The organism is Bosea sp. 29B, from assembly GCF_902506165.1.
Lineage (GTDB): Bacteria > Pseudomonadota > Alphaproteobacteria > Rhizobiales > Beijerinckiaceae > Allobosea.
In genome coordinates, this window is sequence record NZ_LR733817.1 from 1,508,756 (window position 1) to 1,533,361 (window position 24,606).

At 67.1% G+C, this 24,606-nt stretch carries 26 protein-coding genes and 1 tRNA gene; 12 read left to right on the top strand and 15 right to left on the bottom strand.

What is annotated here, in order from left to right; all coding sequences use genetic code 11:
* The first annotated feature begins 41 nt into the window (after nt 1–41).
* Genes GV161_RS07380 through GV161_RS07390 form a run of 3 tightly spaced genes read left to right on the top strand, consistent with a single transcriptional unit; the run spans nt 42 to nt 2,528 of the window.
* A complete protein-coding gene (locus GV161_RS07380) occupies nt 42–521 on the top strand; it encodes a DUF2938 domain-containing protein (protein WP_152015319.1) in 480 nt (159 codons plus the stop codon).
* A 38-nt stretch (nt 522–559) separates the two neighbouring features.
* Nucleotides 560–1,795 (top strand): amidohydrolase family protein, encoded by a 1,236-nt coding sequence (locus tag GV161_RS07385; RefSeq protein ID WP_152015318.1) that lies wholly within the window; start codon nt 560–562, stop codon nt 1,793–1,795.
* A gap of 7 nt (nt 1,796–1,802) precedes the next feature.
* Complete coding sequence (locus GV161_RS07390) at nt 1,803–2,528, top strand: hypothetical protein (protein ID WP_152015317.1); 726 nt, start codon at nt 1,803–1,805, stop codon at nt 2,526–2,528.
* A gap of 55 nt (nt 2,529–2,583) precedes the next feature.
* Here GV161_RS07390 and GV161_RS07395 read toward each other — a convergent pair whose 3' ends face one another.
* A complete protein-coding gene (locus GV161_RS07395; RefSeq protein WP_152015316.1) occupies nt 2,584–3,327 on the bottom strand; it encodes an aspartate/glutamate racemase family protein in 744 nt (247 codons plus the stop codon).
* A 229-nt stretch (nt 3,328–3,556) separates the two neighbouring features.
* Between GV161_RS07395 and GV161_RS07400 the strand changes: the two genes are divergently transcribed.
* Nucleotides 3,557–3,745 carry a DUF3008 family protein gene (locus tag GV161_RS07400; protein ID WP_152015315.1) on the top strand — a complete coding sequence of 63 codons (189 nt, stop codon included), beginning with the start codon at nt 3,557–3,559 and terminating at the stop codon, nt 3,743–3,745.
* A gap of 18 nt (nt 3,746–3,763) precedes the next feature.
* On the opposite strand, the gene GV161_RS07405 is transcribed toward GV161_RS07400, so the two are convergent.
* Entirely contained in the window at nt 3,764–4,312 is a 549-nt protein-coding gene (locus tag GV161_RS07405; RefSeq protein WP_152015314.1) for a GNAT family N-acetyltransferase, read from the bottom strand.
* Nucleotides 4,313–4,370: 58 nt separating this feature from the next.
* A tRNA-Arg gene (locus GV161_RS07410) sits at nt 4,371–4,447 on the bottom strand.
* Between the two features lie 28 nt (nt 4,448–4,475).
* On the opposite strand from GV161_RS07410, the gene GV161_RS07415 reads away from it, so the two are divergent.
* From GV161_RS07415 to GV161_RS07425, 3 genes are all read left to right on the top strand, one after another.
* The gene (locus tag GV161_RS07415; protein WP_152015313.1) at nt 4,476–5,306 is read left to right on the top strand and encodes a hypothetical protein; all 831 of its coding nucleotides are present in this window, start codon (nt 4,476–4,478) and stop codon (nt 5,304–5,306) included.
* 6 nt (nt 5,307–5,312) lie between these two features.
* Nucleotides 5,313–6,788 carry a M48 family metalloprotease gene (locus GV161_RS07420; RefSeq protein ID WP_152015312.1) on the top strand — a complete coding sequence of 492 codons (1,476 nt, stop codon included), beginning with the start codon at nt 5,313–5,315 and terminating at the stop codon, nt 6,786–6,788.
* Nucleotides 6,789–6,854: 66 nt separating this feature from the next.
* Nucleotides 6,855–7,724, top strand: a complete 870-nt coding sequence (locus tag GV161_RS07425) for a dienelactone hydrolase family protein (RefSeq protein WP_152015311.1) — start codon at nt 6,855–6,857, stop codon at nt 7,722–7,724.
* Nucleotides 7,725–7,785: 61 nt separating this feature from the next.
* Here GV161_RS07425 and GV161_RS07430 read toward each other — a convergent pair whose 3' ends face one another.
* The 4 genes from GV161_RS07430 to GV161_RS07445 form a co-directional block, all read right to left on the bottom strand.
* Nucleotides 7,786–8,382 (bottom strand): CarD family transcriptional regulator, encoded by a 597-nt coding sequence (locus tag GV161_RS07430; protein ID WP_152015310.1) that lies wholly within the window; start codon nt 8,380–8,382, stop codon nt 7,786–7,788.
* Nucleotides 8,383–8,770: 388 nt separating this feature from the next.
* Nucleotides 8,771–9,106 carry a ferredoxin FdxA gene (gene fdxA / locus GV161_RS07435; RefSeq protein ID WP_091838018.1) on the bottom strand — a complete coding sequence of 112 codons (336 nt, stop codon included), beginning with the start codon at nt 9,104–9,106 and terminating at the stop codon, nt 8,771–8,773.
* Between the two features lie 158 nt (nt 9,107–9,264).
* Nucleotides 9,265–9,576, bottom strand: coding sequence for a S4 domain-containing protein (locus GV161_RS07440; protein ID WP_152015309.1), 312 nt, complete (start codon nt 9,574–9,576; stop codon nt 9,265–9,267).
* A 21-nt stretch (nt 9,577–9,597) separates the two neighbouring features.
* Nucleotides 9,598–12,942: a helicase-related protein gene (locus GV161_RS07445; RefSeq protein WP_152016215.1), complete on the bottom strand. Its 3,345-nt coding sequence runs from the start codon at nt 12,940–12,942 to the stop codon at nt 9,598–9,600.
* Between the two features lie 353 nt (nt 12,943–13,295).
* Between GV161_RS07445 and GV161_RS07450 the strand changes: the two genes are divergently transcribed.
* Both GV161_RS07450 and GV161_RS07455 read left to right on the top strand, forming a co-directional pair.
* A complete protein-coding gene (locus tag GV161_RS07450) occupies nt 13,296–13,889 on the top strand; it encodes a TetR/AcrR family transcriptional regulator (protein WP_152015308.1) in 594 nt (197 codons plus the stop codon).
* Nucleotides 13,886–14,821, top strand: coding sequence for a haloalkane dehalogenase (locus GV161_RS07455; RefSeq protein WP_152015307.1), 936 nt, complete (start codon nt 13,886–13,888; stop codon nt 14,819–14,821). Before GV161_RS07450 ends, GV161_RS07455 begins: the two co-directional genes overlap by 4 nt.
* Here GV161_RS07455 and GV161_RS07460 read toward each other — a convergent pair whose 3' ends face one another.
* Nucleotides 14,822–15,712: an alpha/beta hydrolase gene (locus GV161_RS07460; RefSeq protein ID WP_152015306.1), complete on the bottom strand. Its 891-nt coding sequence runs from the start codon at nt 15,710–15,712 to the stop codon at nt 14,822–14,824. It abuts the gene before it with no gap.
* A 189-nt stretch (nt 15,713–15,901) separates the two neighbouring features.
* On the opposite strand from GV161_RS07460, the gene GV161_RS07465 reads away from it, so the two are divergent.
* Nucleotides 15,902–17,095 (top strand): hypothetical protein, encoded by a 1,194-nt coding sequence (locus tag GV161_RS07465; RefSeq protein WP_152015305.1) that lies wholly within the window; start codon nt 15,902–15,904, stop codon nt 17,093–17,095.
* Nucleotides 17,092–17,760 (top strand): hypothetical protein, encoded by a 669-nt coding sequence (locus GV161_RS07470; RefSeq protein ID WP_152015304.1) that lies wholly within the window; start codon nt 17,092–17,094, stop codon nt 17,758–17,760. Before GV161_RS07465 ends, GV161_RS07470 begins: the two co-directional genes overlap by 4 nt.
* Nucleotides 17,761–17,762: 2 nt before the next feature.
* On the opposite strand, the gene GV161_RS07475 is transcribed toward GV161_RS07470, so the two are convergent.
* Nucleotides 17,763–18,593 carry a DUF3108 domain-containing protein gene (locus GV161_RS07475; protein ID WP_152015303.1) on the bottom strand — a complete coding sequence of 277 codons (831 nt, stop codon included), beginning with the start codon at nt 18,591–18,593 and terminating at the stop codon, nt 17,763–17,765.
* 253 nt (nt 18,594–18,846) lie between these two features.
* Between GV161_RS07475 and rpmB the strand changes: the two genes are divergently transcribed.
* Nucleotides 18,847–19,134 (top strand): 50S ribosomal protein L28, encoded by a 288-nt coding sequence (gene rpmB, locus GV161_RS07480; protein WP_152015302.1) that lies wholly within the window; start codon nt 18,847–18,849, stop codon nt 19,132–19,134.
* Between the two features lie 181 nt (nt 19,135–19,315).
* Here the strand turns inward: rpmB and GV161_RS07485 are convergent, their stop codons facing one another.
* The 6 genes from GV161_RS07485 to cobS all read right to left on the bottom strand — a co-directional run bounded on the left by GV161_RS07485 (nt 19,316) and on the right by cobS (nt 24,579).
* Nucleotides 19,316–20,326, bottom strand: a complete 1,011-nt coding sequence (locus tag GV161_RS07485) for an esterase-like activity of phytase family protein (RefSeq protein WP_152015301.1) — start codon at nt 20,324–20,326, stop codon at nt 19,316–19,318.
* Complete coding sequence (cobT, locus tag GV161_RS07490) at nt 20,323–22,218, bottom strand: cobaltochelatase subunit CobT (protein WP_152015300.1); 1,896 nt, start codon at nt 22,216–22,218, stop codon at nt 20,323–20,325. Before cobT ends, GV161_RS07485 begins: the two co-directional genes overlap by 4 nt.
* Before the next feature lie 25 nt (nt 22,219–22,243).
* Entirely contained in the window at nt 22,244–22,726 is a 483-nt protein-coding gene (locus tag GV161_RS07495) for a GNAT family N-acetyltransferase (RefSeq protein ID WP_159650187.1), read from the bottom strand.
* Nucleotides 22,723–23,160: a GNAT family N-acetyltransferase gene (locus GV161_RS07500; protein ID WP_152015298.1), complete on the bottom strand. Its 438-nt coding sequence runs from the start codon at nt 23,158–23,160 to the stop codon at nt 22,723–22,725. Before GV161_RS07500 ends, GV161_RS07495 begins: the two co-directional genes overlap by 4 nt.
* A 10-nt stretch (nt 23,161–23,170) precedes the next feature.
* Nucleotides 23,171–23,521: a GFA family protein gene (locus tag GV161_RS07505; RefSeq protein ID WP_152015297.1), complete on the bottom strand. Its 351-nt coding sequence runs from the start codon at nt 23,519–23,521 to the stop codon at nt 23,171–23,173.
* Nucleotides 23,522–23,586: 65 nt separating this feature from the next.
* A complete protein-coding gene (gene cobS / locus GV161_RS07510) occupies nt 23,587–24,579 on the bottom strand; it encodes a cobaltochelatase subunit CobS (protein ID WP_152015296.1) in 993 nt (330 codons plus the stop codon).
* Nucleotides 24,580–24,606 lie beyond the last annotated feature (27 nt).

Genomic DNA, 24,606 nt, shown 5'->3' on the forward strand with positions numbered 1-24,606 from the left:
CTCCATAGCCGGCGGCCGGTTCGCGGCCTGGGGGATGATAGATGCTCGAAGTGATCGGCCGCTCGCTTGCGATCGGCATCGGCGCGACCGCCTTGCTCGATCTCTGGGCGATCTTCCTCAACCGGGCCTTCGGCATCCCGCTGGCGAACTGGGCGATGGTCGGGCGCTGGTTCGCCTATCTGCCGCGCGGGCGCTTCACGCACGACACCATCGCCGACACGCCGCCGGTCTCGAACGAGCTCGCGATCGGCTGGATCATGCACTACCTGATCGGCGCCCTCTTCGCCGCGATCGTCATCATGATCTGGGGCCTCGACTGGGCCCGCAATCCGACGCTGTTGCCCGCCCTGATCGTCGGCATCGTCACCGTCGGCTGCGGCTGGTTCATCCTGCAGCCCGGCATGGGCTTCGGCCTTGCTGCCAGCAAGCGGCCCAATGCCAACCAGGTCCGTCTGATCGGCCTGATCAACCACGTCGTCTTCGGCTTAAGCCTCTGGCTCGCCGCGCTGCTGATGCGCTGACCGCACCAATTAAGACTTCAATCGTAAGGACCAAGCTTATGGCCGCGACCCTGTTCCAGAATGCCCGCATCGTCGACGGCACCACCTCCGAGCGTGGCGCGCCGGTCTCCGTCCTGGTCGAGGGCGGGCTGATCCGCGAGGTCGGCAAGAGCGTGCGCTCCGACAAGGCCAGGGTGATCGACCTCAAGGGCCGCACGCTGATGCCGGGCCTGATCGACGCCCATGTCCACGTCATTGCCGGCCTCGCCGATCTCGGCCGCAACGCCGCTTTGCCGGATTCGCTGGTGACGGTTCGTTCGCTGGTGATCATGCGCGAGATGCTGCTGCGCGGCTTCACCACGGTGCGCGATGTCGGCGGCGCCGATTTCGGCCTGAAGCAGGCGACCGAGGAGCACGATTTCCCGACGCCGCGCCTCGTCATTTCCGGCAAGGCGCTGAGCCAGACCGGCGGTCATGCCGATTTCCGTGGCCGCTACGACGACAGGCTCGCGCCGGGCACGCGCCACCGCCTCGGCGCGCTCGGCCGCATCTGTGACGGCGAGGCCGAAGTTCGCCGCGCCGCCCGCGAGGAGCTCAAGGGCGGCGCCGACTTCATCAAGATCATGGCCAATGGCGGCTGCGCCTCGCCGACCGACCCGATCCATTTCCTCGGCTTCTCCGTCGGCGAGCTCGAAGCGGTGGTCGAGGAGGCCCGCATGGCCGGAACCTATGTCTCTGCCCATGTCTATACCGACGAAGCCATCCGCCGCTGCGTCGAGGCCGGCGTCCATTCGCTGGAGCATTGCAACCTGATCAAGGCCGAAACCGCCAAGCTCGCGGCCAGGAACGGCGCGGTCGCCGTGCCGACGCTCGTCACCTATGACAAGCTCGCCAGCGAAGGCGGCAAGCTCGGCTTCCCGCCCGATTCCGTCGCCAAGGTCGAGTTCGTCCGCGCCGCCGGCATGGAATCGCTCGCCATCATGAAGCAGGCCAGGCTCGCCATGGCCTATGGCAGCGACCTGCTCGGCGAGATGCACCGGCACCAGTCGGAGGAGTTCGTCATCCGCGGCCGTGCTCTGCCGGCGCATGAGGTGATCGGCTCCGCCACCCATGTCGCAGCCAAGCTGCTCAAGCTCGAGGGCAAGATCGGCACGGTCACGCCCGGCGCCTATGCCGACCTGATCGTCGTCGACGGCGACCCGCTGCAGGATCTGTCGCTGCTGACCCGTCAGGGCCGGCACATGCCTGCCATCATGAAGGCCGGCGCCTTCATCAAGCGCGCTCGGCTGGATTGAGGCGGGCATGAAGCCCTGGACGCAGCTCGACGCCGCCCCGATTCCTGGCGGCGGCACGCTGAAACTGATGCGCCGCGGCGAGGAGGAATTCTCGATCACGCTCGGCCATAACGAGCTGATGAACTCGCGCCTCAAGGGCTCGGAAGAGGCGCTGGCGAGCCTCGCCATCGACAGGATCGGGCCGCGCCCAGGCCTACGCCTGCTGATCGGCGGGCTCGGCATGGGCTTCACGCTGCGGGCAGCGCTCGCCGCGCTTCCGGCCGATGCCGAGATCGTCGTCGCCGAATTGATCCCGGCGGTGATCGCCTGGGCGCGCGGCCCGCTCGCGGCGATCTTCGCCGGCTGCCTCGACGATCCGCGCGTCAGCGTTCGCGAGGCCGACGTCGTGGCTGCCATCCGCGAAGGGCAGAGCCGCTACGATGCGATCCTGCTCGATGTCGACAACGGCCCGGACGGGCTGATGGTCGAAGCCAATGACCAGCTCTACGACCATACCGGCCTTGCTTATGCGAAGGCCGCGCTGCGGCCGGGCGGCGTGCTCGCGGTCTGGTCGGCGGGTCCCGACCGGAACTTCACCCAGTGCCTGCGCCAGGCTGGCTTTGCCGTCGAGGAAAAGACGGTGCGTGCCCGGGCCGGTGCGGGCGGCGCCAAGCACATGATCTGGCTCGCTGCCCCCAAGGGAAACGCGACTGCCGCGCAGCCCACTCGCTCGTCGGGAAGCAGGCGGCGCTAGAGCCAAAGTGAGAGCCGGATCCGATCAGATTGATTCAATCTGATCGGATCCGGCTCTAGCGCTCGCCCAGCAGACGCGCCAAGCTGGCCGAAAGCCCAATGCTGGGCACAGGCGCCGGCAGCGCCAGGTCGCCTTGAACCGGTTTGGGCGGCGGATTGCGCGCCGCGTCGAGCACCGCGGCGAAGCCTGCCTGCACCGAGCAGATCACCGGCACGCCGACCTGGGGCTGCACGCGCGCCGCGAGGCCGGCGAGCCCGGCGCCGCCGAGGATCACCGCCTGCGCTCCATCGCGCGCGACCGTCCGTCGGCAAGCTTCGGCTAGAAGCGCGATCGAGCCATCGGGATCGGCCGCGATGTCGCCGCCGGTCGGCGCCACCGTCTCGACGGCGGCGAGCCTTCCGTCGAGCCCGAGTGCAGCGGTGAACTCGGTCAGGATCGGTCCCCAGCGCTCGCCGCCGGTGACAATCGAAAAGCATCCGCCTTGCGCCGCCGCCTGCCGGCAAGCCGCTTCGGCCATGCCGACCACCGGCACGCCTGCGATCTCCTTCAGCGCCATCAGCCCGGGATCGCCGAAGCAGGCGAGATAGACGGCGTCGCACCCGGCGCCGTGCTCGGCGAAGGCGTCGAGCGCCGCATGGCCGGCAATGGCGCCGGCGCTGCGGCTCGAGATGTAGCGCGCGCCGAAACGGCCGGTCGCCGGCACGAGCTCGACATCGGCAGGTGTCATCGGCGCCAGCACGCGCAGGACCAACTCGGTCATCTCGGCGCTGGTGTTCGGATTGAGGACGAGGATGCGCAAGATGATCTCAACGGGCGAGAGTTCGCTGCCCCCGAGGTCATCGCTTGAGGACGGCGCTCGCGAGCTTTGACGCGCCTGCAGCTCCCCGGCAAGAGCAGGCGCCCGCACCTTTCGCATGATCGCCCCGCGACGAGAGCCGGCTTGGCGGGGTCATTCGGTTGCATCGCCCGGAACCATCGCCCCCTGCCCGGGTTGCACGCTCGACGGACCCCACATCGGAGTACGACCAATGCCAGCCAAATCGAAGGCGCAGCAGAAGGCAGCCGGCGCCGCGCTCGCCGCCAAGCGTGGCGACATCCCCAAGAGCAAGCTCAAGGGAGCCTCGAAGTCGATGGCCAAGTCGATGACCGAGAAGGAGCTCGACGAGTTGGCCTCGACCAAGCGCAAGGGCAAGCCGGAGCACGTGACGAAGCACTGAACCGCAGGCCGTTCGATCTCAGGCCTGGCCCGGTGATGGCGTCCCAGCCGGTCGGCCGTGCCGGTAGACCAGATCCCCGGGATTCGCCCGGTCTGCACTGGCGTCCAGATGCGCCCCGAGCCGCTCGGCCACCGCGATCGAGCGCTGATTGCGCGGATCGACATAGCTGACCAGCGTCTCGAGGCCGAGCTGTCCGAAGGCCCAGTCGCGCAGGGCAGCGGCGGCGTCGCTCGCATAGCCCCGCCCCTCATGCCCGGCATAGATCAGCCAGCCGAGTTCCTTTTCCGGGAAGAGTGGCCCGTGATTGATGCCGACCTGCCCGACGCAAGCCCCGCTTGGCAGGTCGATCATCAAGGCGCCATGGCCGAACAGCGCCCATTGCGCGACATCATGGCAGAACAGGCCCCAGGAGCCGCGCCGGTCATAGGGACCGCCCATATGCTGCGCCCGCTCTGAGGCGAGGAAATCGGCGTAATCGGGGAAATCGGCAGCGACCGGCGCACGCAGGATCAGGCGTCCAGTCCGAAGAGTCGGCGGCACAGTCGGTAGCAAGATCGACCTCGGCATCGCTGGAAGCGCTCCGCCGATCGGATCGGCAGCCGGCCTTTGCAGCGGAAAAGGAAACTGGCGTCCCGGAAGGGATTCGAACCCCTGACCTACGGTTTAGGAAACCGTTGCTCTATCCTGCTGAGCTACCGGGACGCACGTCCTTGCGTTTAGCATAAAGCCGATGCGGGTGAAGCCTCCCTTTGCAGCGATTGTGGCGTTCCTCGCCTGCATGGCCGTCTCGGCCATGCAGGCGCAGGCGGCGGATGACGCCTGCGCGACGGTGGAAGGGACCGAGCTGGTCCGCCTCGCCGGCCTCGACCGGCATGGCGACCTGCAGCTCGCCGATGGACGGATCGTCAGGCTCGCCGGGCTGGCGCCGCGGCAGAACGAGACCGAGCGCGAGCATTTCGCCACGCAGCTGGCGCGCTGGCACGGCCGCGAGTTCCGGCTGGCGCCGCTCGGCGGCCCGGATCGCTGGGGGCGTCTGCCGGCCCGATTGCTCGCAGCCGAAGGGACCGATGCGCTCGCCGGCCAACCCGATCTGAGCGCCGCCCTTCTCGCTGCAGGCGCGGCGCGGCGCCTGCCCGAGCCCGGCCTTGCCGCCTGCAACGAGCTCTGGCGCAAGGCCGAGCCGCGGCAGATGGTTGCCGGCAAGGCCGGCAGCCCCGCGCCGGCCGCAACCCAGGGCAATTTTGCCGCAGTGGCCTTGCCGGTCATCGACGGCCATGATGCCACCGCGATGAAAGCGCAGGCGGGCCGGATCGTCGTGGTCGAGGGGCGTATCGCTGCCGTGGGCGAGCGGGCCCAGCGGACCTATCTCAATTTCGAGCGGCGGCGTGGTGCCGGTGGCAGCATCGTTCTGTCGCGCGCGCTCTGGCGTGACTTGCAGCGCAGCGGCTGGACCGCGTCGGCGCTGACAGGTAAACGCGTGCGCATACACGGCGTGATCGAGGGGCGCGATGGCCTCCTGATCGAGGCGCAGACGCGCAGCGCACTGGAGCTGATTGACTAGGGGCCGATGCGGAAAGTTCAGCGACATCGTCAGTCCATCCGGGGACGCCTCGTCGCCGCGGTGCTGCCGGCCTTGTTGCTGGCCGCCTGCTTCGGCGACCAGAACTCGGTCCTGGCACCACTCAACCAGCCGGGCGGCGAACCGGCGCCCCGCGTCGCCAGCCTGCAGCGAGGCACTGACCGCGAGCACCAGCGCCTGCTCGCGGCCTTCGGCGGCGAATACCGCGCCCCGCAGGTCAAGGCCGAGCTGGAGGCGATCATCGCCCGCCTCGCCAAGGCCGGCGAGGGTCAGATCGGCACTTATGAGGTGACGATCCTGAATTCGCCGATCGTCAACGCCTTCGCTTTGCCGACGGGGCGGCTCTATGTCACCCGCGGGCTGCTTGCGCTGGCGAACGATTCCTCCGAGATCGCCTCGGTGATGGCCCACGAGATCGCCCATGTCACCGCGCGCCACGCTGTCGAGCGCGCCGAGATGGAAGCGGAATCGGCGCTGGTCAGCCAGGTCGTGGCGCAGGTGCTGAACGATCCGACGACCGGCGCGGCCGTGCAGCAGAGCTCCAAGCTCTCGCTCGCCCGCTTTTCGCGCCAGCAGGAGCTGACCGCCGACCAGATCAGCGTGCGCAACATCGCCCGCGCCGGCTACGACCCCTATGGTGCCGGCCGCTTCCTGGTCTCGCTAGGCCGCAACACCAGCTTCCGCGCCGGCCAGCAGAGCAGCGGCGACAAGAAGCTCGACATCCTCTCCAGCCATCCCTCGACGCCCGAGCGCGTCGCCGCCGTCACCAATGGCGCCCGCCAGATCGGCGCGCCCGGCCTCGGTGAACGCGACGCCGCGCGCTGGCTCGCCGTGGTCGACGGCGTCGCCTTCGGCGACGACCCGGCCGATGGCGTCGTGCGTGGCCGCCGCTATCTCAACAGCGCCCTGCGCATCGCCTTCACCGCGCCGGATGGCTTCGAACTGGAGGCCGCGCGCGAGATGGTGGTCGGCGTCAGCAATGATGGCACCCAGGCGCTTCGCTTCGATTCGGTCGCGCTGAAGGCCGGCCAGACGCTGGAATCCTACGTGGCGTCGGGCTGGATCGACGGCGTCACCACGGCCGAGGTGCAGTCGCTGACCGTCGGCGGCCTGCCGGCGGCGGTGACCTCCGGCAAGGGCGCCGATTGGACCTTCCGCCTCGCCGCGGTCCAGGCCGGGCCGCGCGTCTACCGCTTCATCCTCGCCGCCAAGGGTCAGAACGACCCCGAGCGCGCCATGCGCGCTCTGCTCGACAGCTTCCGCAATCTCAGTGCCAGCGACGCGCAATCGGTCAGCCCCTTGCGGATCCGCTTGGTAACAGCCGGCGCCGGAGACACGCCCGCCAGCCTGGCCGAGCGCATGGCTTCGACCGACCGGCCGCTGGAGCAGTTCCTGATCCTGAACGGGCTGGAACGCAATGCGAAGCTGACGCCCGGCCAGCGTTACAAGATCGTGAGCGAGTAAGCGCGCCGCTGCTTTCCCCGCGCGCTGTGCTAGCCTCCCGGCAATCGTCAGGACAGGGAGGCAGCCATGGCGCTCGATCGCCGCATCGTCGAACTCTACGACGAATACACCCACAAGCCGCTCGACCGCCGCAGCTTCATGAACCGGCTGATCACCATCGCCGGCTCCGCCGCGGCGGCAGAAGCGGCTCTCTCGCTTCTTGAGCCGAACTACGCCCAGGCGCAGCAGGTCGCAGCCGACGATGCCCGCATCGAGAGCAGGCGCATCGACGAGACCGTCGGCGGGGTCAGGCTCAAGGGTTATCTCGTCACGCCCAAGACCCAGGGCAGACGCGGCGGCGTCCTCGTCATCCATGAGAACCGCGGCCTCAACCCGCATATCGAGGACGTCACCCGTCGCGCCGCATTGGCCGGCTTCAGTGCGCTCGGGGTCGATTTCCTCACCCCCCTTGGCGGCACGCCGGCCGATGCCGACGCCGCCCGCGCCCTGTTCCCGCAGCTCAAGCCCGAGGATGTCGTCGCGCAGGCGCGCGCAGCGCTGGCCTTCCTCAAGGCCCGGCCGGACACGACCGGCAAGGTCGGGGCGGTCGGCTTCTGCTGGGGCGGCGGCGCGGTCAACGACCTCGCCGTCAGCGCGCCGGAGCTCAATGCCGGCGTCGTCTTCTATGGCCGCTCGCCAGACCTAGCCAAGGTGCCGCAGATCAAGGCCCGGCTGCTGATCCAGCAGGCGGCTCGCGATACGCGCCTGGTCGAGGGACTGCCGGCCTATGAAGCGGCGCTGAAGGCGGCCGCTGTCAACTACCAGGCGATCGTCTACCCGGACGTCGACCACGCCTTCCACAACGACACCAGCGCGGAGCGCTACAATGCCGCGGCCGCCAAGCTCGCCTGGGAGCGGACAGTGGCTTTCCTGGCGGCAGAGACCGGTGCGGCCTGATACGAAAAAGCCCGGCGGAGCGATCCGCCGGGCTCTTCCTATCCGATAGCGGAAAGCTGCCTCAGGCAGCCTCCTCCTGCAGGTCCTCGTCGCCTTCCTCGGCCTCAGCCGCCTCGGCGGCCTCACCCTTGCCGGCGCGGCGCGGCGACTTGGCGAGCTGACCCTCGATCTTCTTCAGCGCCTCGGTCTCGGTGATCTCCTCGACGACCGCGATCTCGCGGGTCATCCGGTCGATCGCAGCCTCATAGAGCTGGCGCTCGGAATAGGACTGCTCGGGCTGGGCTTCGGAGCGATAGAGATCGCGCACCACCTCGGCGATGGCGACGAGATCGCCCGAATTGATCTTGGCTTCGTATTCCTGGGCGCGGCGCGACCACATGGTGCGCTTGACGCGGGCGCGGCCGGTCAGGGTCGAGAGCGCCTTGCCGACGCTCTCGGCATCGGCGAGCTTGCGCAGGCCGACGCTCGCCGCCTTGGCGGTGGGCACGCGCAGGGTCATCTTATCCTTGGCGAAGCTGACGACGAAGAGTTCGAGCTTGAAGCCCGCGACTTCCTGCTCCTCGATCGCCGTGATCTGACCGACGCCATGGGACGGATAGACGACGAACTCGCCCGTCCTGAAGCCCTGGCGCACAACAGTCTTCTTCGCAGTGGACATGCCGTTTCGACTCCTGCATCTCTCCGCCGAAGCGGAGACGCGACTTTCAGCCGCTGGCCGGGATGACCGGCGGCACTCTGCCTGACATGACGGGCGAGCCTTCTGGCTCTTCTCCCGACACAACATGCTCCCTCAGTCAGTTGTTTCTTGCTGGCCACCAGACACGAAGACAGCAACACGCCGGGCATTCTGACCGGTGGGACCTGCTGTCGTCTCTGGGAGCGCCCCGTTTGTGTAACCTCGCAGGGGCAGGCGGAAAAAACTCGACTGTGGCTTGTGGATACCACAAATTTCGCGCCGAATCAAAGGTAAACGGAATGCAAATGCGGCCGAGCCGCGTTGCGGCCGGCCATGGTTAACTTCGATTCGGCCCTGACGGAGGGTAACCTCAGTCGCCTTCGCCGGGCTCCGGCGACAGAAGCTCGAGCTTGTTCGGCACGCCGTCGAACTCCTTGGCGTCAGCCGGTGAGTCCTTCTTCTGCGTGATGTTGGGCCAGCTCGCGGCAAACTTCGCATTGAGCTGCAGCCAGCTGTCGAGACCCGGTTCGGTGTCCGGCTTGATCGCCTCGGCCGGGCATTCCGGCTCGCAGACGCCGCAGTCGATGCACTCGTCGGGATGGATGACGAGGAAGTTCTCGCCTTCATAGAAACAGTCGACAGGACAGACTTCGACGCAGTCCATGTACTTGCACTTGATGCAGTTCTCGGTGACCACATAGGTCATGGCGCTGTCCTTCCAATCGGCCGGCGCTTCTTTAGAGCCGGTCGAGAGAATGTTTCAAGGCCCTGTCACGACCGGAAACGAGATCGAACTTCCATCGAAACACGTGTTTCGAGAAGATTTTTCGCGGGCACGCTGACGCGTCCCGCGCAGCTTCCGCGTTATCCCTTCGGCTCCTCCGGCGCAAGCGACGCATCGCCGCGTTCGCCGCCGCTGAGGATCTCATACAGCGTCTGCGCCTGCTCGTAGGAGCCTCGCCGCTCGGCGAAGGCGGTGACGCGCACCACCAGCGTCGCATGCGGCAAAGCCAGCGTCAGCACATCGCCCGGCTTCACCCCGAGCGCCGGATTCTCGACGCGCTTGCTTGCAATCCGGACATGGCCGTCCTCCACCAGCCGCACAGCGGCGGGGCGGGCCCGCGCGAAGCGCGCGAACCAGAGCCATTTGTCGAGGCGTTGCCGATCGTCCCGCAAGCAGCCTCCCTACGCTGCGTATCAGCCCTTGCGCCCGTCATTGCCCTCGAGCTGGGCCTTCAGGGCGAGCAGTTTGGCGAAGGGCGAATCCGGATCGGGCTGGCGCTCGGCCGGGCGCGGCCTGGCCGGCTGCTGGAAGCGCTGCTCCTTGCCGCCGCGCTCGTCGCGACGCGGACCGCCACCGGGGCGGCCGCCATCACGCTTGAACTCGGGACGCGGACCGCGCTCGGGGCGCCCGTCGCGCCCCTGGGCATTGCGACCAGCGCCGTCCTGCGCCGCAGGCTTGCTGCCCTCGCCGCCGGCCGGGCGCGGGCCGTTCCAGCCACCCTCGCGCCAGCGATTGCGATTCGGCGGACGCTGCCCTCCTGGCTTGCCCTCACCGTTTTCCGTGACGGGAGTGGCCTCGGCAGCACCGGCGCGACGGTCGGGCCGACGTCCACGCTGTCCCTGCTCGGGACGACGGCCGCCCTGATGGCGGTGCGGACGCCAGATCTCGATCAGCTCAGGCTCGGCTGGCGCAGTCGCCTCGACCGCAGCGGCAAGCTCACCCGCCACCTCAACGGCAACGACCGGCTCGGCCGTCTCGCTTTCGGGCTGGGACGCGGCCTCTGCCGCCGGCTCGTCGCTCGGCAGGGCCAGGGTCGACATCGCATCGGCCGGCACTGGTTCGGCCGGGCTGGCGACCTCGTCTTCAGTCGGAGCGGCAGCGACCTCCGCATCGGTCAGGATCGGAGCATCCGGGGTTTCACCCGCGGGAGCGACGCTGTCCGTGCTTTCGGGAGCACCCTCGACTTCGACGGAAGGCGCTTCATTGAGCGCGTCAGTCGCCTCGGCCACGGCCTCCACCGGAACTGCCGGCGTGGTTGCGGCCGGCGCGGGCGCAACAGCGAGCGGCACCGTGATCGCCGGGCCCGGGCGCTTCTGCGAGACATAGCCGAGAGAGCGCAGGATCGACGCGAAATCCTCGCCGGCACAGCCGACGAGCGAGGTCATCGCGCCGGTGGCGACGAAGCCGTCCTGATCGGCAGAGCCAACCGGTGGCTGGCCGAGCGTCACGCCCGGACGATAGGCGATCGCCGGACGGATCAGGTCGGCGAGGCGCTCCAGGATATCGACGCGGACGGCGCGCTCGCCGCAGACGCGATAGCCGGCGGCGCGATAGAGCCCCTTCGGGACCTCCTTGTTGGCCGGGAACGACGTCCGGCCGGAGGAGGCGAGATGCGAGATGTCGTCGAGCCCGGCGGTCTCCGGATTGCCGTGCTTCAGCGCCCAGAGCTGGGCTGCAAGCGCGCGCGGCGCCGGCTTCAGCAGCGCCGGGACGTAGAGGTGGAAGGCGCCGAAGCGGATGCCGAGCTGGCGCAGGCCCGCCCGCCCTTCCTGATCGAGCGTCTTCATCTCCTCGGCGACCTTGCTGCGCTCGAGCACGCCGAGCGCTTCGGCCGCCTGATAGGCGATGCCGCGGGCGATGCCGCTGACGCTCTCGGCGTTCTCCAGGATCTGGAGCGGGCCGAGCAGCTTGGTGACGTGATGCTTCAGCCAGGCGGCCAGCCTCGTCTCGATCTGTTCGCGAGCCTGGGCCGGCAGGTGATCGTCGATCATCAGGCGCAGGCGCGGCTCAAGCACCTTCTCGCCGGCGGTCAGCCGTGCCACGGGCTCGCCGATCCAGCGCACCAACCCATCATGCGAGAGCACGAAGGCATCGTCGCCGGCCAGCACGACGCGCGAAGCGCGTGCTTCGAGCTCGCCAGCCAGCGCTTTCAGCGCCGCAGCGTTCAGAGCTTTCGCTTCCGGCCCACCCGCCTTCGGGTCGGCCGTGAAACGGAAGCCCTGCAGCAATCCGACATGCTGACCCTCGACCAGGACATCGCCGGTCGCGGTGACTTCGGCCTCCAACATTGCATTCTCCCGCAGGCGACGCATCAACACGCTCGTACGCCGATCGACGAATCGGCTGGCAAGCCGTTCGTGCAAAGCGTCCGACAGCCTGTCCTCTACAAGACGCGCCACCCCCTGCCAATGCTCTGGATCGAGCAACCAGTCCGGCCGGTTGGCAACATAGGTCCAGGTCCGGACCTGGGAGATGCGGGCCGAGAGGGTGTCGATCTCGCCATCGACCCGGTCGAGCGCGGCCAATTGGCCGGCATACCAGTCCGGATCGAGCCGGCCATGGCGCATCAGACGCAGATACAAGGTCGTCGCCAGCTCGGCATGCTGCATCGGTGCGATCTTGCGATAGTCCGGCAGGCCGCAGACCTCCCAGAGCCGCGACACGGCCGGCTTGCCCTGCGCCAGCCGTGCGATGTCCTGATCGCGCGCGAGTATCTCGAGCGTCGTCATGTCCTCGGCAATCAGGGCCCGGGTCAGCCCCTGCTCCTGCGGCTGGAGGTTGAGGCTGTCGATCAGCCCGGGAATCGAGCGCAGGTCGAGATCGGAGTTGCGCCATTGCACCTGGCGCACCGATTCGAAGCGGTGATCCTCGATCGCCTGGACGAGTTCCTGTTCGAAGGGCGGCGCGCGCCCGGTCGTGCCGAAGGTGCCGTCGCGCAGATGCCGGCCGGCCCGCCCGGCGATCTGGCCGAATTCGGCCGGATGCAGCTTGCGATAATGATGGCCATCGAACTTGCTGTCGCCGGCGAAGGCGATGTGGTCGACATCGAGGTTGAGTCCCATGCCGATCGCGTCGGTGGCGACGAGATAGTCGACATCGCCCGACTGATAGATCTCTACCTGGGCATTGCGCGTGCGCGGGCTGAGCGCCCCCAGTACCACGGCGGCACCGCCCTTCTGCCGGCGGATCAGCTCGGCAATGGCGTAGACCTCCTCGGCCGAGAAGGCGACGATCGCCGAGCGGCGCGGCAGCCGGGTGATCTTGCGGTCACCGGCAAAGGAGAGGTTGGACAGGCGCGGGCGCGAGACGACATTGACGCCCGGGATGAGCTGCTCGACCAGCGGCTTCATCGTGCCGGCGCCGATCAGCATCGTCTCCTCGCGGCCGCGATGATTGAGCAGCCGGTCGGCGAAGACATGGCCGCGGTCGAGATCTGCGGCGAGCTGGATCTCGTCGATCGCGACGAAATCGACGACGAGGTCGCGCGGCATCGCCTCGACCGTGCAGACCCAGAAGCTCGGCCGTTCCGGCTTGATCTTCTCCTCGCCGGTGATGAGCGCGACCGCCTGCGGCCCAACCCGATCGACCACGCGCTGATAAACCTCGCGCGCCAGGAGGCGCAGCGGCAGGCCGATCATGCCGGTGGGATGCGCGACCATCCGCTCGATGGCGAGGTGGGTCTTGCCGGTATTGGTCGGCCCAAGCACCGCCGTGACGCCGCGAGCGCGGAGCGAAGGCGGAAGGGAACGGGTTTGGATCAAGACGCTGGAGCTTTCCTGCAGTCCGGGCGGGGCAAGCCCTACCGGGTCGAGCCGCCTGAAGGCAACCCGATCCGTGAACAGAACGAGTCCGGAACGAAGCGAGGCCGAATCGCTGACTCCCGCAGAATCAGGTTTCGTTCACGGCGAGATATCGCGGCAACCGATTCAAAAACCACAAGATTTTGAATCGGTTTCATTTCCATCCTTCGCCGACTTGCGCGCGCGAGGGCCGCTTTCGCTCATGTAGGTCGTCCTGGCGGCAGAACGAGAGGCAGCACGCGGAATGAATGTCAGCAGCGGCTGCCTATATGCTAGTTGACATTAATACGTACGTACGTATTGATATCGACATGAGCAAGCCATCCCTTCGCCCAAACCTCATTGCCGCCGGCCACGACCTGTTCTGGCAGAACGGCTACGCCGCCACCGGCGTGCGCGAGATTGTCGCCGCCGCCGGAGCCAGCCCCGGCTCCTTCACCAATCACTTCGCCTCGAAGGAGGATTTTGCCGGCGAGGTGCTGGAGCGCTACTTCGCCTATGTCTGCGGACTGGTGGACGAGGCGCTCGCCGATGACGGGCTGCCGCCAGCCGCCCGGCTGCGACGCTATCTCGACCTGATCACCAGCAAGCTCGAAGAGGCCGACTGGGCCCGCGGCTGCATGGTCGGCAATTTCAGCCTGGAGACCGCGCCGACCAGCGAGCCGCTGCGCGACAAGCTCGCCGACATCTTCTCGCGCTGGCGCCAGCCCTTCGCCGCCTGCATCGCGCAGGGCCAGGCCAGCGGCGAGATCACCAATGCCTTCAGCGCCGAGGATCTCGCCGATGTCCTGCTCGCCTCCTGGCAGGGCGCGATGCTGCGCATGAAGGTCGAGCGCGATCCGGCTCCACTCGACCGCTTCAAGACCATCGTTTTCCCCCTCCTGTTCGGAAAGGCATCGTCATGACCGAGAAGTCCCAGCAGATGATCGCCGCCGCCCGCCACGAAGTCCCGGTCCTCGATTCGACCATGTCCTATGTCGAGGCGGGCACGCAGGGGCCGACCGTGCTGCTGCTGCACGGCAACCCGACTTCGTCCTATATCTGGCGGAACATCATCCCGCGGATCGCGCCGGTCGCACGCTGCATCGCACCCGACCTGATCGGCTACGGCCAGTCCGGCAAGCCCGACATCGCCTATCGCTTCGCCGACCAGGTCCGCTACCTCGACGCCTTCATCGCGGCGCTCGGGCTCGACCGTCTCGTTATCCTGGCGCAGGACTGGGGCACGGCGCTCGCCTTCCATCATGCCTCCCGCCAGCCGCAGAGCATGCTCGGCCTCGCCTTCATGGAGTTCATCCGGCCCTTCGCCGACTGGGAGAGCTTCCATCAGCGGCCGCAGGCGCGCGAGCTGTTCAAGGCCTTCCGTACGCCTGGGCAAGGCGAGAAGCTGATCCTCGACGACAACATCTTCATCGAGCGCATCCTGCCGGGCTCGGTGCTGCGCCAGATGGCCCCGGAGGAGCTGGAGGCCTATCGGCAGCCCTTCCCGACGCCTGCCTCGCGCCGGCCGATCCTGAGCCTGCCGCGCGACTTGCCGATCGCCGGCGAACCAGCGGACGTATTCACCATCAGCACCGCCGATCACGCCGCGCTGCGCGCCTCTACCTATCCGAAGCTGCTGTTCTCGGGCGATCCCGGCGCGCTGATCTCGCCGGAGCAGGCACGGGAATCCGCCGCCGGACTGTCGCATTGCCGCCTCGTCGAACTCAGCCCGGGCGCGCATTACCTGCAGGAGGACCATCCCATCGCGATTGGCGACGCCGTCCGCGACTGGCTTATCGAGATCGGTGTTGCGCAAGCGCCGGACATCCGTGGGCAGCAGGCGGCTGCCGGCTGATCAGTCAGCGAAGACCTCTGCCACGACCTGTGCGGCTTCGTCTGGCGCCTCGACATGGACGAAATGGCCGGCGCTCTCGCAGAAGCTCACCTCCACATCGTCGAAATAATGCGACAGGAAGCTCGACCACTCCGATTTCAGGATCGGGTCGTGCCGGCCCCAGTGCACCCTCGTGCGCTGATGGATCGGCACGGACGGCGCCGGGTGGCCGTCGATCGCGGCGATCCGCGCCGCGTTCTGGCTGCGATACCAGTCGAAGCCCCCACGCAGATTGCCGGGCTTCATGAAATTCTCGACCCACAGGTCGAACACCGGCGCGAAGGCATCCTTGCGATGGCACCAATGGGTCAGGAAATGCCCGAGATAGAGCGCGCAGGCCTCGCGGCTGGAGCCGATCAACTGCTCCGCCAGCGGCAATTGCTGGAAGGACTGGTACCAGATCTCGTTGACATGGCCGTCGCGCACCCAGGCCGAGCCGACGCTCGGAGTCGGGCAGTTGAAGAACAGCAGCTTCTCGACCCGCTGCGGATGACGCCGCGCCAGCCCCTGCGCGACATAGGCGCCGACATCATGGCCAACGACGCCGACCGGGCCGGTGCCGAGCGCCTCCAGCAACGCCGCCATGTCGTCGGCATGGGCGTTGGCGCCGACATCGCTGCGCTGCGTCGCTGATTTGCCACTGTCGCCGAAGCCACGCAGATCGGGCGCGATCAGCCGGAAGTCACCATGCAGCCGGTTCATCACCGGCAGCCAGCTCATCCAGAATTCCGGCCAGCCATGCAGCAGCAGCACTGCCGGCCCGTCACCGACCTCGGCGACGTGGAGAACGGTGTCACGCACGACGACCTGGCGGTGCCTGAGGCCGGGCGGCAAGGCGAAATCGCTGGACATGACGGCTCCGGAACCGAATCGCCGGGAAGGCTAGCGCCTCGAACGAGCGTTCCGCAATCCATGGCACGCCAAAGCCTGCATGCGCTGCGAGTTTGAAGCGGCCGAGGTGCCGGCGGGGATGGACAGCGATCTTATCCCCAGTGCTTCCGGCCGCCTCAGAATGGCGCGCTCCACAGCAAGGAGCACGCCATGCAGGACCAGCCGCATCGTTCAGCCAATCAGAGCGCACATTGGCGCGAGATCATCCTTCTACGTCGCCGACTCGTCTCGCTGAAGGCGCAGACGCGACTGCTCCGATACGAGCTCGCCCGCAAGTACAATCCCGACCAGCCGCGTGTGCCGGCCGGCAACACCGGTGGCGGCCAATGGACCAGCGGCGGGAGCGGGGGCGGCGCAACGCCGACCGGAACCGATGTTCTCGGCGACCTCGGCAGTGCGTTCTCAGCCGCGTTGAACTTCGGCGATGTCGTCGCCGACACCAGCGGCCAGGAGAGCTGGGCCTTCTATCAGGACGCCACACGCCCCGACGGCTCGCTGGCCGAGCGTGCCGTCGTCAACCGCGACGGCTCGACGATCCATTCCGAATTCACCACTCCCGACAAGCCGAGCGACTGGGACGAGCGCCACACCGTCACGGCGCCCGAAGGCGGCAAGACGACCTTCGAAACGTCCGACCGCACCCAGACGATCCGCGACGGTGGCCCGGATGGCGAAATCGTCTCACGCTCGACCTGGACCGAGCGCGGACCGGAGCGCGAGGCGACGGTGCAGCAGGCGTTTGCTCCGGCGATCGTGCTCGCTCCAGCCGCTGCGGAGGTCACGATCACGACCGCGCTGACGCTCTTCACCTGGCTGTCGGCACGGAACAAGATCGATGGGCTACAAGCAGTAGCCGGCTTCTGCGCGCGAGAATTTCAAGGCGATGGAAGCAGTTCACCAAGGTTGGACTTCGTCGGCAACCTCACAGAGCAGGAAGCCGACCGCGCTTGCAATCGCCGAGAGATCGTCCAAAACCTACTGAACGAAGCAGCTCGCGATGCCGGAAGCCCGAGCAACTACCCGAATCCTGGAGCTTACGGAAGCGCCGTCCATACTCGCGTCAAACAGGCGGTCGACTTGAAGAACGACCCTGATCTTCAAGCCGAGATTTCTGCGTTTAGGGCAGGAGTGGGTCGTGATGGTGACCAACGTTACGGACTCAGGGACACACACCGGGCCGACGTCGTCGAAAGAGCCAGCGAGACGACTGCCTGCGGCTACGATCTCAAGACCGGAAACGCTATAGTAAGCCCGAAGCGCGCCGCCGAGCTGGTCGCCCTGATGAAACGGCTGTATCCGAACGCTCAACGGTTCATCATCATGCAGATGAAGCCACGCAAATGACGACAGCTCGTCAGATTCGCCAACTCTTTGCGCCGCTGCTCGCCGAGAACCCCGATATCGTCCTTCGCAAGAACTATATCTATCTCAAGCCGGTCAGCCACGTGCATCGATGCATCGGCATCGGTCGATCAGGCGGCCGTGACGCTTTCATCGTTAGGGCAGCGGTCAATTTTACATTCAACTTGTCAGGCGCGCTCTGGGAGTGGCCGCTCGGAATTCGAGGCTATGGCTGGCGCTGGAGCGATCCGGATATGCCAGGCCTGTTCAAGCGGCTGGTCGACCAGGAACTCACACAGCTGCGCGCGCTCACTACGCTTGAGGCTTTCGCCAAGTTCGCCTCACGCGACATGACGTTCATGACCAGCCCTCTCTACGGGCACAAGGATTGCCAGCTCCGCGTCGATATTGCCTTGGGCAATCTCGACAAGGCGCTTGTCGACTGCCGTGAACTCGATCGGCTACGCGGACCGCCGCCCCACACGGAATATTTTGCGCAACTCTGGAGCAGGGTCGTCGACCCAGCCCTGCCTCTCCTTGAACGGCGAGATGTCTCCGGCCTGACAAACCTACTGCGCGAATGGCAGGCAACCTACATCGAGGTCACGGGTCTGGGGCTCTCTTTCAAACCCACGCCCTTCCCGCTCGAACTCGCAGCGGGCCCCTGAGCTCAGTTCCGCGTCGCGGTCGCCGTGACGCCGGGATCGACCTTGAAGCTCGAGGCCTCGATCACCGCGGTGCCGATCATCGTCTTCACCGAGATTCGCACCGGCAACAGCATGTTCGTGCCGGCGACGGGGGCGAGCCAGGTCGAGATTTCCTTGTTCTCGGCCATGAACTTGGTCGAGGGCCGCAGGGAGCGATGGCCGGCGATCGGAACATAGCGCGCCTGGCAGACCGAGACCGGGCCGCTATAGCCGTCGATCTTGATCTCGCGGGTGCCGGAATAGCTCAGCTTGATGTCGTAGCGCGCCGCGCCGTCGAAGATCGCCAGCGTGCGGTTGCAGGCCGCGGCGCCGCCGTTGCGGCCGGAGGCCTCGACCGGCATCAGGAAGGCGCTGAGCGGGTCCGTGATGTTGCGCTGATGCTCGTCCTTGAGCGGCACGCGATCGGGCTTGGTGTCGATCGGCGGCTCGATCGCCAGCGCCTGCACTGCATTGCCGCCGAGCGCCATGCGCACCGTGCGGCTCTCGCTGGAATTGGCGGAGGACACCGCGAAGGCTGTCGGCGAGAGCCGGCTGCCGTTGAGGTTGCCGGTCGCGGTGCCGGAGCCGCGCCCACCGGTGAAGCTGCCGACGAGGCCGGTCAGCTTGGCGCTGGCGTCGAGCTTGTAGCTGCCGCCGTCGATGCCGCCCGCAAGATTGGCCTTGCCGAGCGAAAGCCCGAGCAGGCTGACGTCATAGGTCGCATCAAGCGAAGCCGCCTGTACGGCCGGCGCCGGCAAGGCGAGCATCAGCATCGCGATGAGGGCGCTGCTGGCAGGCGACAAGGCGAGCTTCATCGTGAGGCTCCGGAGCGCGACGGACATCGTCGCATGCACTGAGATTCGGTCCGAATCGTGACTGGTTATCCTCAGCTTGGCGGGATAATGGTTACCGAGATGTTTCCGGGCCGTTTGCACACGGCCTGCCTTGACGGGCTGTCATCGGCCCGTTATAGACCGCCCACTTCAATTTGACTTCCGGTGCTCGCCTGCCGGCACGTCGCGTGTCGGCATTTTGCGTTGAGTACTCGGAGATTTTGGGAACACGATCATGGCCCGCCGTTGCGAACTGACCGGGAAAGCCACCCTGACCGGCCACCTCGTCAGCCACTCGAACCGCAAGACCAAGACGGTCTTCCGGCCGAACCTCGTCAACGTCACGCTTCAGTCGGATGCGCTCGGCCGTTCGGTCCGCCTGCGCGTCTCGGCGAATGCGCTGCGCACCGTCGATCACCGCGGCGGCCTCGACGCCTTCCTGGTCAAGGCTCCGGCCGGTGAGCTCTCGCCGGGCGCGCTGACGCTGAAGCGCGACATCGAGAAGAAGCTCGCCGCCAACTGAGCGCGGGTTTCCCTCGGGACTGAACGAAGCGGCCGCAAGGCCGCTTTTTTCGTTGGTGGATTGCTCGTCACTCTCGGGCAGAGCGAAGCGCAGACCCGAGAATCTCCCGACGAGAAGGCGCCGGTCGGAGCCTCGTCCTGCCTGAGATGCTCGGGGCAAGCCCGGACATAACGCGCGCCGATTACGGCGCCAGCTCGAACTCCAGCAGCACGGTCCGCTGCAGGAAGGTCGAGAAATTGTCGTCCGAGATCAGGGTGATGATGGTCCGCCCGCTCTCCTGGTGGACGGCCATCCCTTCCATATTATCGATCTCCTGGCCGAGATCGGCCTCGATCAGGATCGGCCCGTCCAGCTTGGCCCCAGGGCGGATCGTGCCGCCGGCGATGCGACGGATGCGCATGCCGACGCCGCGCAGCGGCTTGTACCAGCGCTCCAGCAGCAGCATGTCGCCGCCGGGCAGGAAGGCGAGGTCGGTGATGTCGTAGCCGTCGCGGCGGATCACCTGCAGCGTGCCCGGCTGGCGCCCGCCGAGAATGAAGCCCGTAGTCGGCTCGTCCGCTCGGCCCGAGCGTTCTGAAATCGCGATCAGCGCGCCGGCAAGCGGGTGGCCGGCCGGCAGCACGCCGAGCGCCTCGAAGCCGCGATTGCTCGGCAGGCGCTTCGCCGCCGATGGCACCGTCACGAGCTGCGCCCGCGCCTCGACGCCATGGCGCGCCCAGTCGAAGCGCAGGATGTCATGGGTACGCTCGACGCCGATGAAGGCAGTGCCGCCCTGGATCGCCAGCGATTCGGTATCGAAATAGCGCGAGCGATGCAGCGGCTTGCCGGACGCCCCAAGGATCGGCGCGAGTTCCGCCTCCTCCAGCCCGGCGAGCTTGCCCTGTTTGCGAGCGACCCTTGCCGTCAACCAGAAGCCGTTGTCGGTGATCGCGACGAGCCGCTCCTCGTCGGGCGAGCGCCACAGCCCGGAGAAACCACCAAAACGGGGATGGCTGCCGGTGAGCTGCAGCCCGCCGCGAAAAGTCAGCTGGCCGAAACGTGTCTTCGTTGCATTGCCCGGCTCGAAGCTGGCGATCGGCCGGGCGGAGATGCTGACCGGTACGCGCCCGGGTTCCAGGCTCTGTGCTCGCGCGGGCAGGCTGAAAGCCGCCGCGCCGAGGCCGGCAAGAACGCTGCGGCGGCTCAGGCTCATTGCAGGCGGCGCGAGCCCCGCGAGCTTGCCCCGCCGGCATCCTCCTCGAACAGCTCAGCCAGCTTCTCGGTCATCACGCCGCCGAGCTCCTCGGCGTCGACGATGGTGACGGCGCGGCGGTAGTAGCGGGTGACGTCGTGGCCGATGCCGATCGCGATCAGCTCGACCGGCGAGCGCGTCTCGATCTCGGCGATGACATGGCGCAGATGCCGCTCCAGATAGCTGCCGGCATTGACCGAGAGCGTCGAATCGTCGACCGGCGCGCCGTCCGAGATCACCATCAGGATCTTGCGCTGCTCCGAGCGGCCGAGCAGGCGCTTATGCGCCCAGTCGAGCGCCTCGCCGTCGATGTTCTCCTTGAGCAGTCCCTCGCGCATCATCAGCCCGAGGTTTTTCCGGGCGCGCCGCCATGGAGCGTCAGCGGCCTTGTAGATGATGTGCCGGAGATCGTTGAGGCGGCCGGGATTTGCCGGCTTGCCCGATTGCAGCCAGCTCTCGCGCGACAGACCACCTTTCCAGGCCCGGGTGGTGAAGCCGAGCAATTCGACCTTGACGCCGCAGCGCTCCAGAGTGCGCGCCAGAATGTCGGCGCAGGTCGCCGCCACCGTGATCGGCCGGCCGCGCATCGAGCCGGAATTGTCGATCAGCAGCGTCACCACGGTGTCGCGGAAATTCGTGTCCGATTCCTGCCGGAAGGAGAGCGGCTGGAACGGGTCGATGATGATGCGCGGCAGGCGCGATGGGTCGAGCGCGCCCTCCTCCAGGTCGAACTGCCAGGAGCGGTTCTGCTGTGCCATCAGACGGCGCTGCAGCCGATTTGCAAGGCGCGCGACGACACCTTGAAGATGCGCCAATTGCTTGTCGAGATAGGCGCGCAGGCGCGTCAACTCCTCGGCGTCGCAAAGTTCCTCGGCCGTGACGATCTCGTCGAACTTCTGGGTATAGGCCTTGTAGTCGGTCTGCGGGCGGTCATTGGCGCGGCTGTCGCGCGGCCGCGGCGCTTCGCCGGCCTCCTCGGCCTCGGAACTCTCGTCTTCCTCGTCCCAATCGCCGGCCGGCGCATCGGCGGCCTCGGAGGCGCCTTCCTGCAATTCCTCGGCCGCGTCCTCGCTGGTCTCGGTCTCCGAGCGCTCGCCCTGGCTCTGCTGCTCGGCTTCGCCCTCTTCCTGCTGCTGGTCGTCGGAGGACTGGTCCTGATCGTCCTCGTCCTCCTCGGCATCGTCGCCCTGGCTCGACTGCTCGGCCATGTCGAGCGAGACGAGCAGGTCGCGCACGGTGCGGGCGAAGGCGCGCTGATCCTCGATCGACTTCGACAACCGGTCGAGATCGTCGCCCGCCTTGGCCTCGATCTGCTCGCGCCAGAGATCGACCAACTTCTCCGCCGCCTTGGGCGGCTTCAAGCCCGTCAGGCGTTCGCGTACCATCAAGGCGAGGGCATCTTCCAGCGGCGCATCGGCCCGGTCGGTGATCTCCTCATAGCGGCCGCCGCGATGATAGCGGTCCTCCAGCATCGCCGAGATGTTGCCGGAAACGCCGCTCATCCGGCGCGAGCCGACGCTCTCGACCCGGGCCTGCTCGACCGCGTCGAAGACGGCGCGCGCCGCATCGCCCTCGGGCGCGGCGCGGCGGTGGACCGCTGCATCGTGGCATGCGAGGCGCAGCGCCATCGAATCGGCATGGCCGCGCAGGATCGCGACATCGCCAGCGGTGAGCTTGCGCGGTGGCTCCGGCAAACGGGCGCGCTCGCCGACCAGCGAAGGTTTGTCGGCGGCGAAGACGATCTCCATCTCCGGCTTGCGCGCGATCGCCTTCATCGCGCCCGAGACCGCCCGCTTCAGCGGCTCGGCCGGCGCTTCCTTCGGGGTTCCGGGCTTGCGGTTGGAAATGCTCACGACTGATCCTCGACGCGCTGCATGGTCAGAGCACCTTCCTGAAACGGAACCACGTCATGCCCACTTCAGGACAGTCTTCGATCTGCCCATACGCAAAATAACCGTGCATTTTGTAGAAAGCCGGCGCCTGGAACGAAAACGTATCGACGAGGACGCCCCGGGCCCCACGGCTTCTCGCTTCCGTTTCCGCCCGCTTCAGCAACGCCGTGCCGAGGCCGCTTCGGCGAAACTGCTCATCCACCCAGAGCAGGCTGATGTGCATCCACTCGCCGATCGCCTCGGCCATCAGCCCGCCGCGCACGGCTCCATCGACATTCGCGGTGGCGGCAAATGCCTTGGGTGAGCGGCCGTGCATATGCTCGCGATTGAAGCTCTCAAGGCCTGCCGCAATGATTTTTTTTGCGGCGCCATAGGTGGTCTCGATCTGGACGGAAACAGCGTCGGACATGGCGCGCTGCTCGGCCGGCGCCTGCTCGATCTGCCTCAGCTCGCGATCGGGGATGCTCATAGCACCTTCATGAAGTGGTGGAAGGTCTGCCCGGCGACGGGATAGCCCTCCATGCGGCCGCATTCGCGATAACCCATGCGGGGGTAGAAGCCCGGCGCCTGGATGCTCATCGTGCCGAGATAGACGCCGCGCGCGCCATAATCGCGCGCCGCCTGCTCGGCCATCGCCAGCAGCGCCTCGCCATAGCCGGCACCGCGATGCGCCTCGTCGATCCAGAACAGGTCGACATAGAGCCATTGCCATTTCAGCTCGCCGACGAGGCCGCCGACCATGGCGCCGCTCTCGTCGCGCAGGCTGAGCGCCAGCGGCTCGGCATTGCGCGGCCCGACCCTGGCCTCGTTATGGGCGGAGAGCCCACGCACAACGGCCTCGCGCGTCGCGGCAAAATCCGCCTCGCGCTGGATCGTGGCCTGCTTGCTGTCGGCGGCGCTCACGGCGTGCTCCTCAGCGCGCCCGTCCGTTGTACATCGTCGGGCTCAGCTCGGTCGGCTCGACGCCAGCGAGACAGCGGACGTTGATCGCGACGGTCGGCGTGCCGTCCGGCGCATTGGCACGGGCGAAAGATTCCATGCCGCAAGTCTCGCAGAAGAGATGCTGGATCTTCTGCGAGTTGAAGCGGTATTCGGTCAGCGCGTCCTCGCCCTTGGTCAGGGTGAAGCTGGTCGCCGGGCTGAAGGCCAGCACCGAGCCGCGACGCTGGCAGTAGGAGCAGTTGCAGGTGATCGTCCGCGAGAGGTCGGCCTCGACCTCGTAGGCGACCCGCCCGCAGTGACAGGAACCTTCATACCGAGCCATGGCCGGCCTCCTGCTGGTTGAGCCTGGTCCGATCGCGAGAGTGGGGCCACTCTCGCGAGGGCGCTTCAGCTCAGGACGACGTTGACCGCGCTTTCCGGCAATTCCTTGCCGAAGGAGCGCTGGAAGAACTCAGCCACCAGCGTGCGCTCCATCTCGTCGCACTTGTTGAGGAAGGTGACGCGGAAGGCGAAGCCGATATCGCCGCCGAAGATCGCCGCGTTCTCGGCCCAGGTGATCACCGTACGCGGGCTCATCACGGTCGAGAGATCGCCGTTCATGAAGGCGTTGCGGGTGAGATCGGCGACGCGGACCATCTTGTTGACGGTGTCCTTGCCCTCCGGCGAGGTCTGATAGTGCTTCGACTTGGCGAGCACGATCGCGACCTCGTTGTCGTGGGGCAGGTAGTTCAGCGTGGTGACGATCGACCAGCGGTCCATCTGGCCCTGGTTGATCTGCTGCGTGCCATGATAGAGGCCAGAGGTGTCGCCGAGGCCGACCGTGTTGGCGGTGGCGAACAGCCGGAAGGCACCGTGCGGGCGGATGACGCGCTTCTGGTCGAGCAGCGTCAGCTTGCCCGACTGCTCGAGGATGCGCTGGATCACGAACATCACGTCCGGGCGGCCGGCATCGTACTCGTCGAAGACCAGCGCGATGTTGTTCTGCAGCGCCCAGGGCAGGATGCCGTCCTGGAACTCGGTGATCTGCTTGCCTTCCTTCAGCACGATCGCGTCCTTGCCGACGAGGTCGAGGCGCGAGACATGGCTGTCGAGGTTGACGCGGACACAGGGCCAGTTGAGGCGGGCTGCGACCTGCTCGATATGGGTCGACTTGCCGGTGCCGTGATAGCCCGAGATCATCACGCGGCGATTATGGGCGAAGCCGGCGAGGATCGCGATCGTGGTGTCGCGGTCGAAGCGGTAGTCCGCGTCGAAGTCAGGAACATGCGCCTCGGGCTTGGAATAGGCCGGCACCTCCAGATCGCTGTCGATCCCGAAGACCTGACGCACCGACAGCTTCATGTCGGGCATCCCGGGGGCGGAGGCAGTCGTCGTTGTCATCGTTCTTCTCCGGGCGCAGGACAGGGG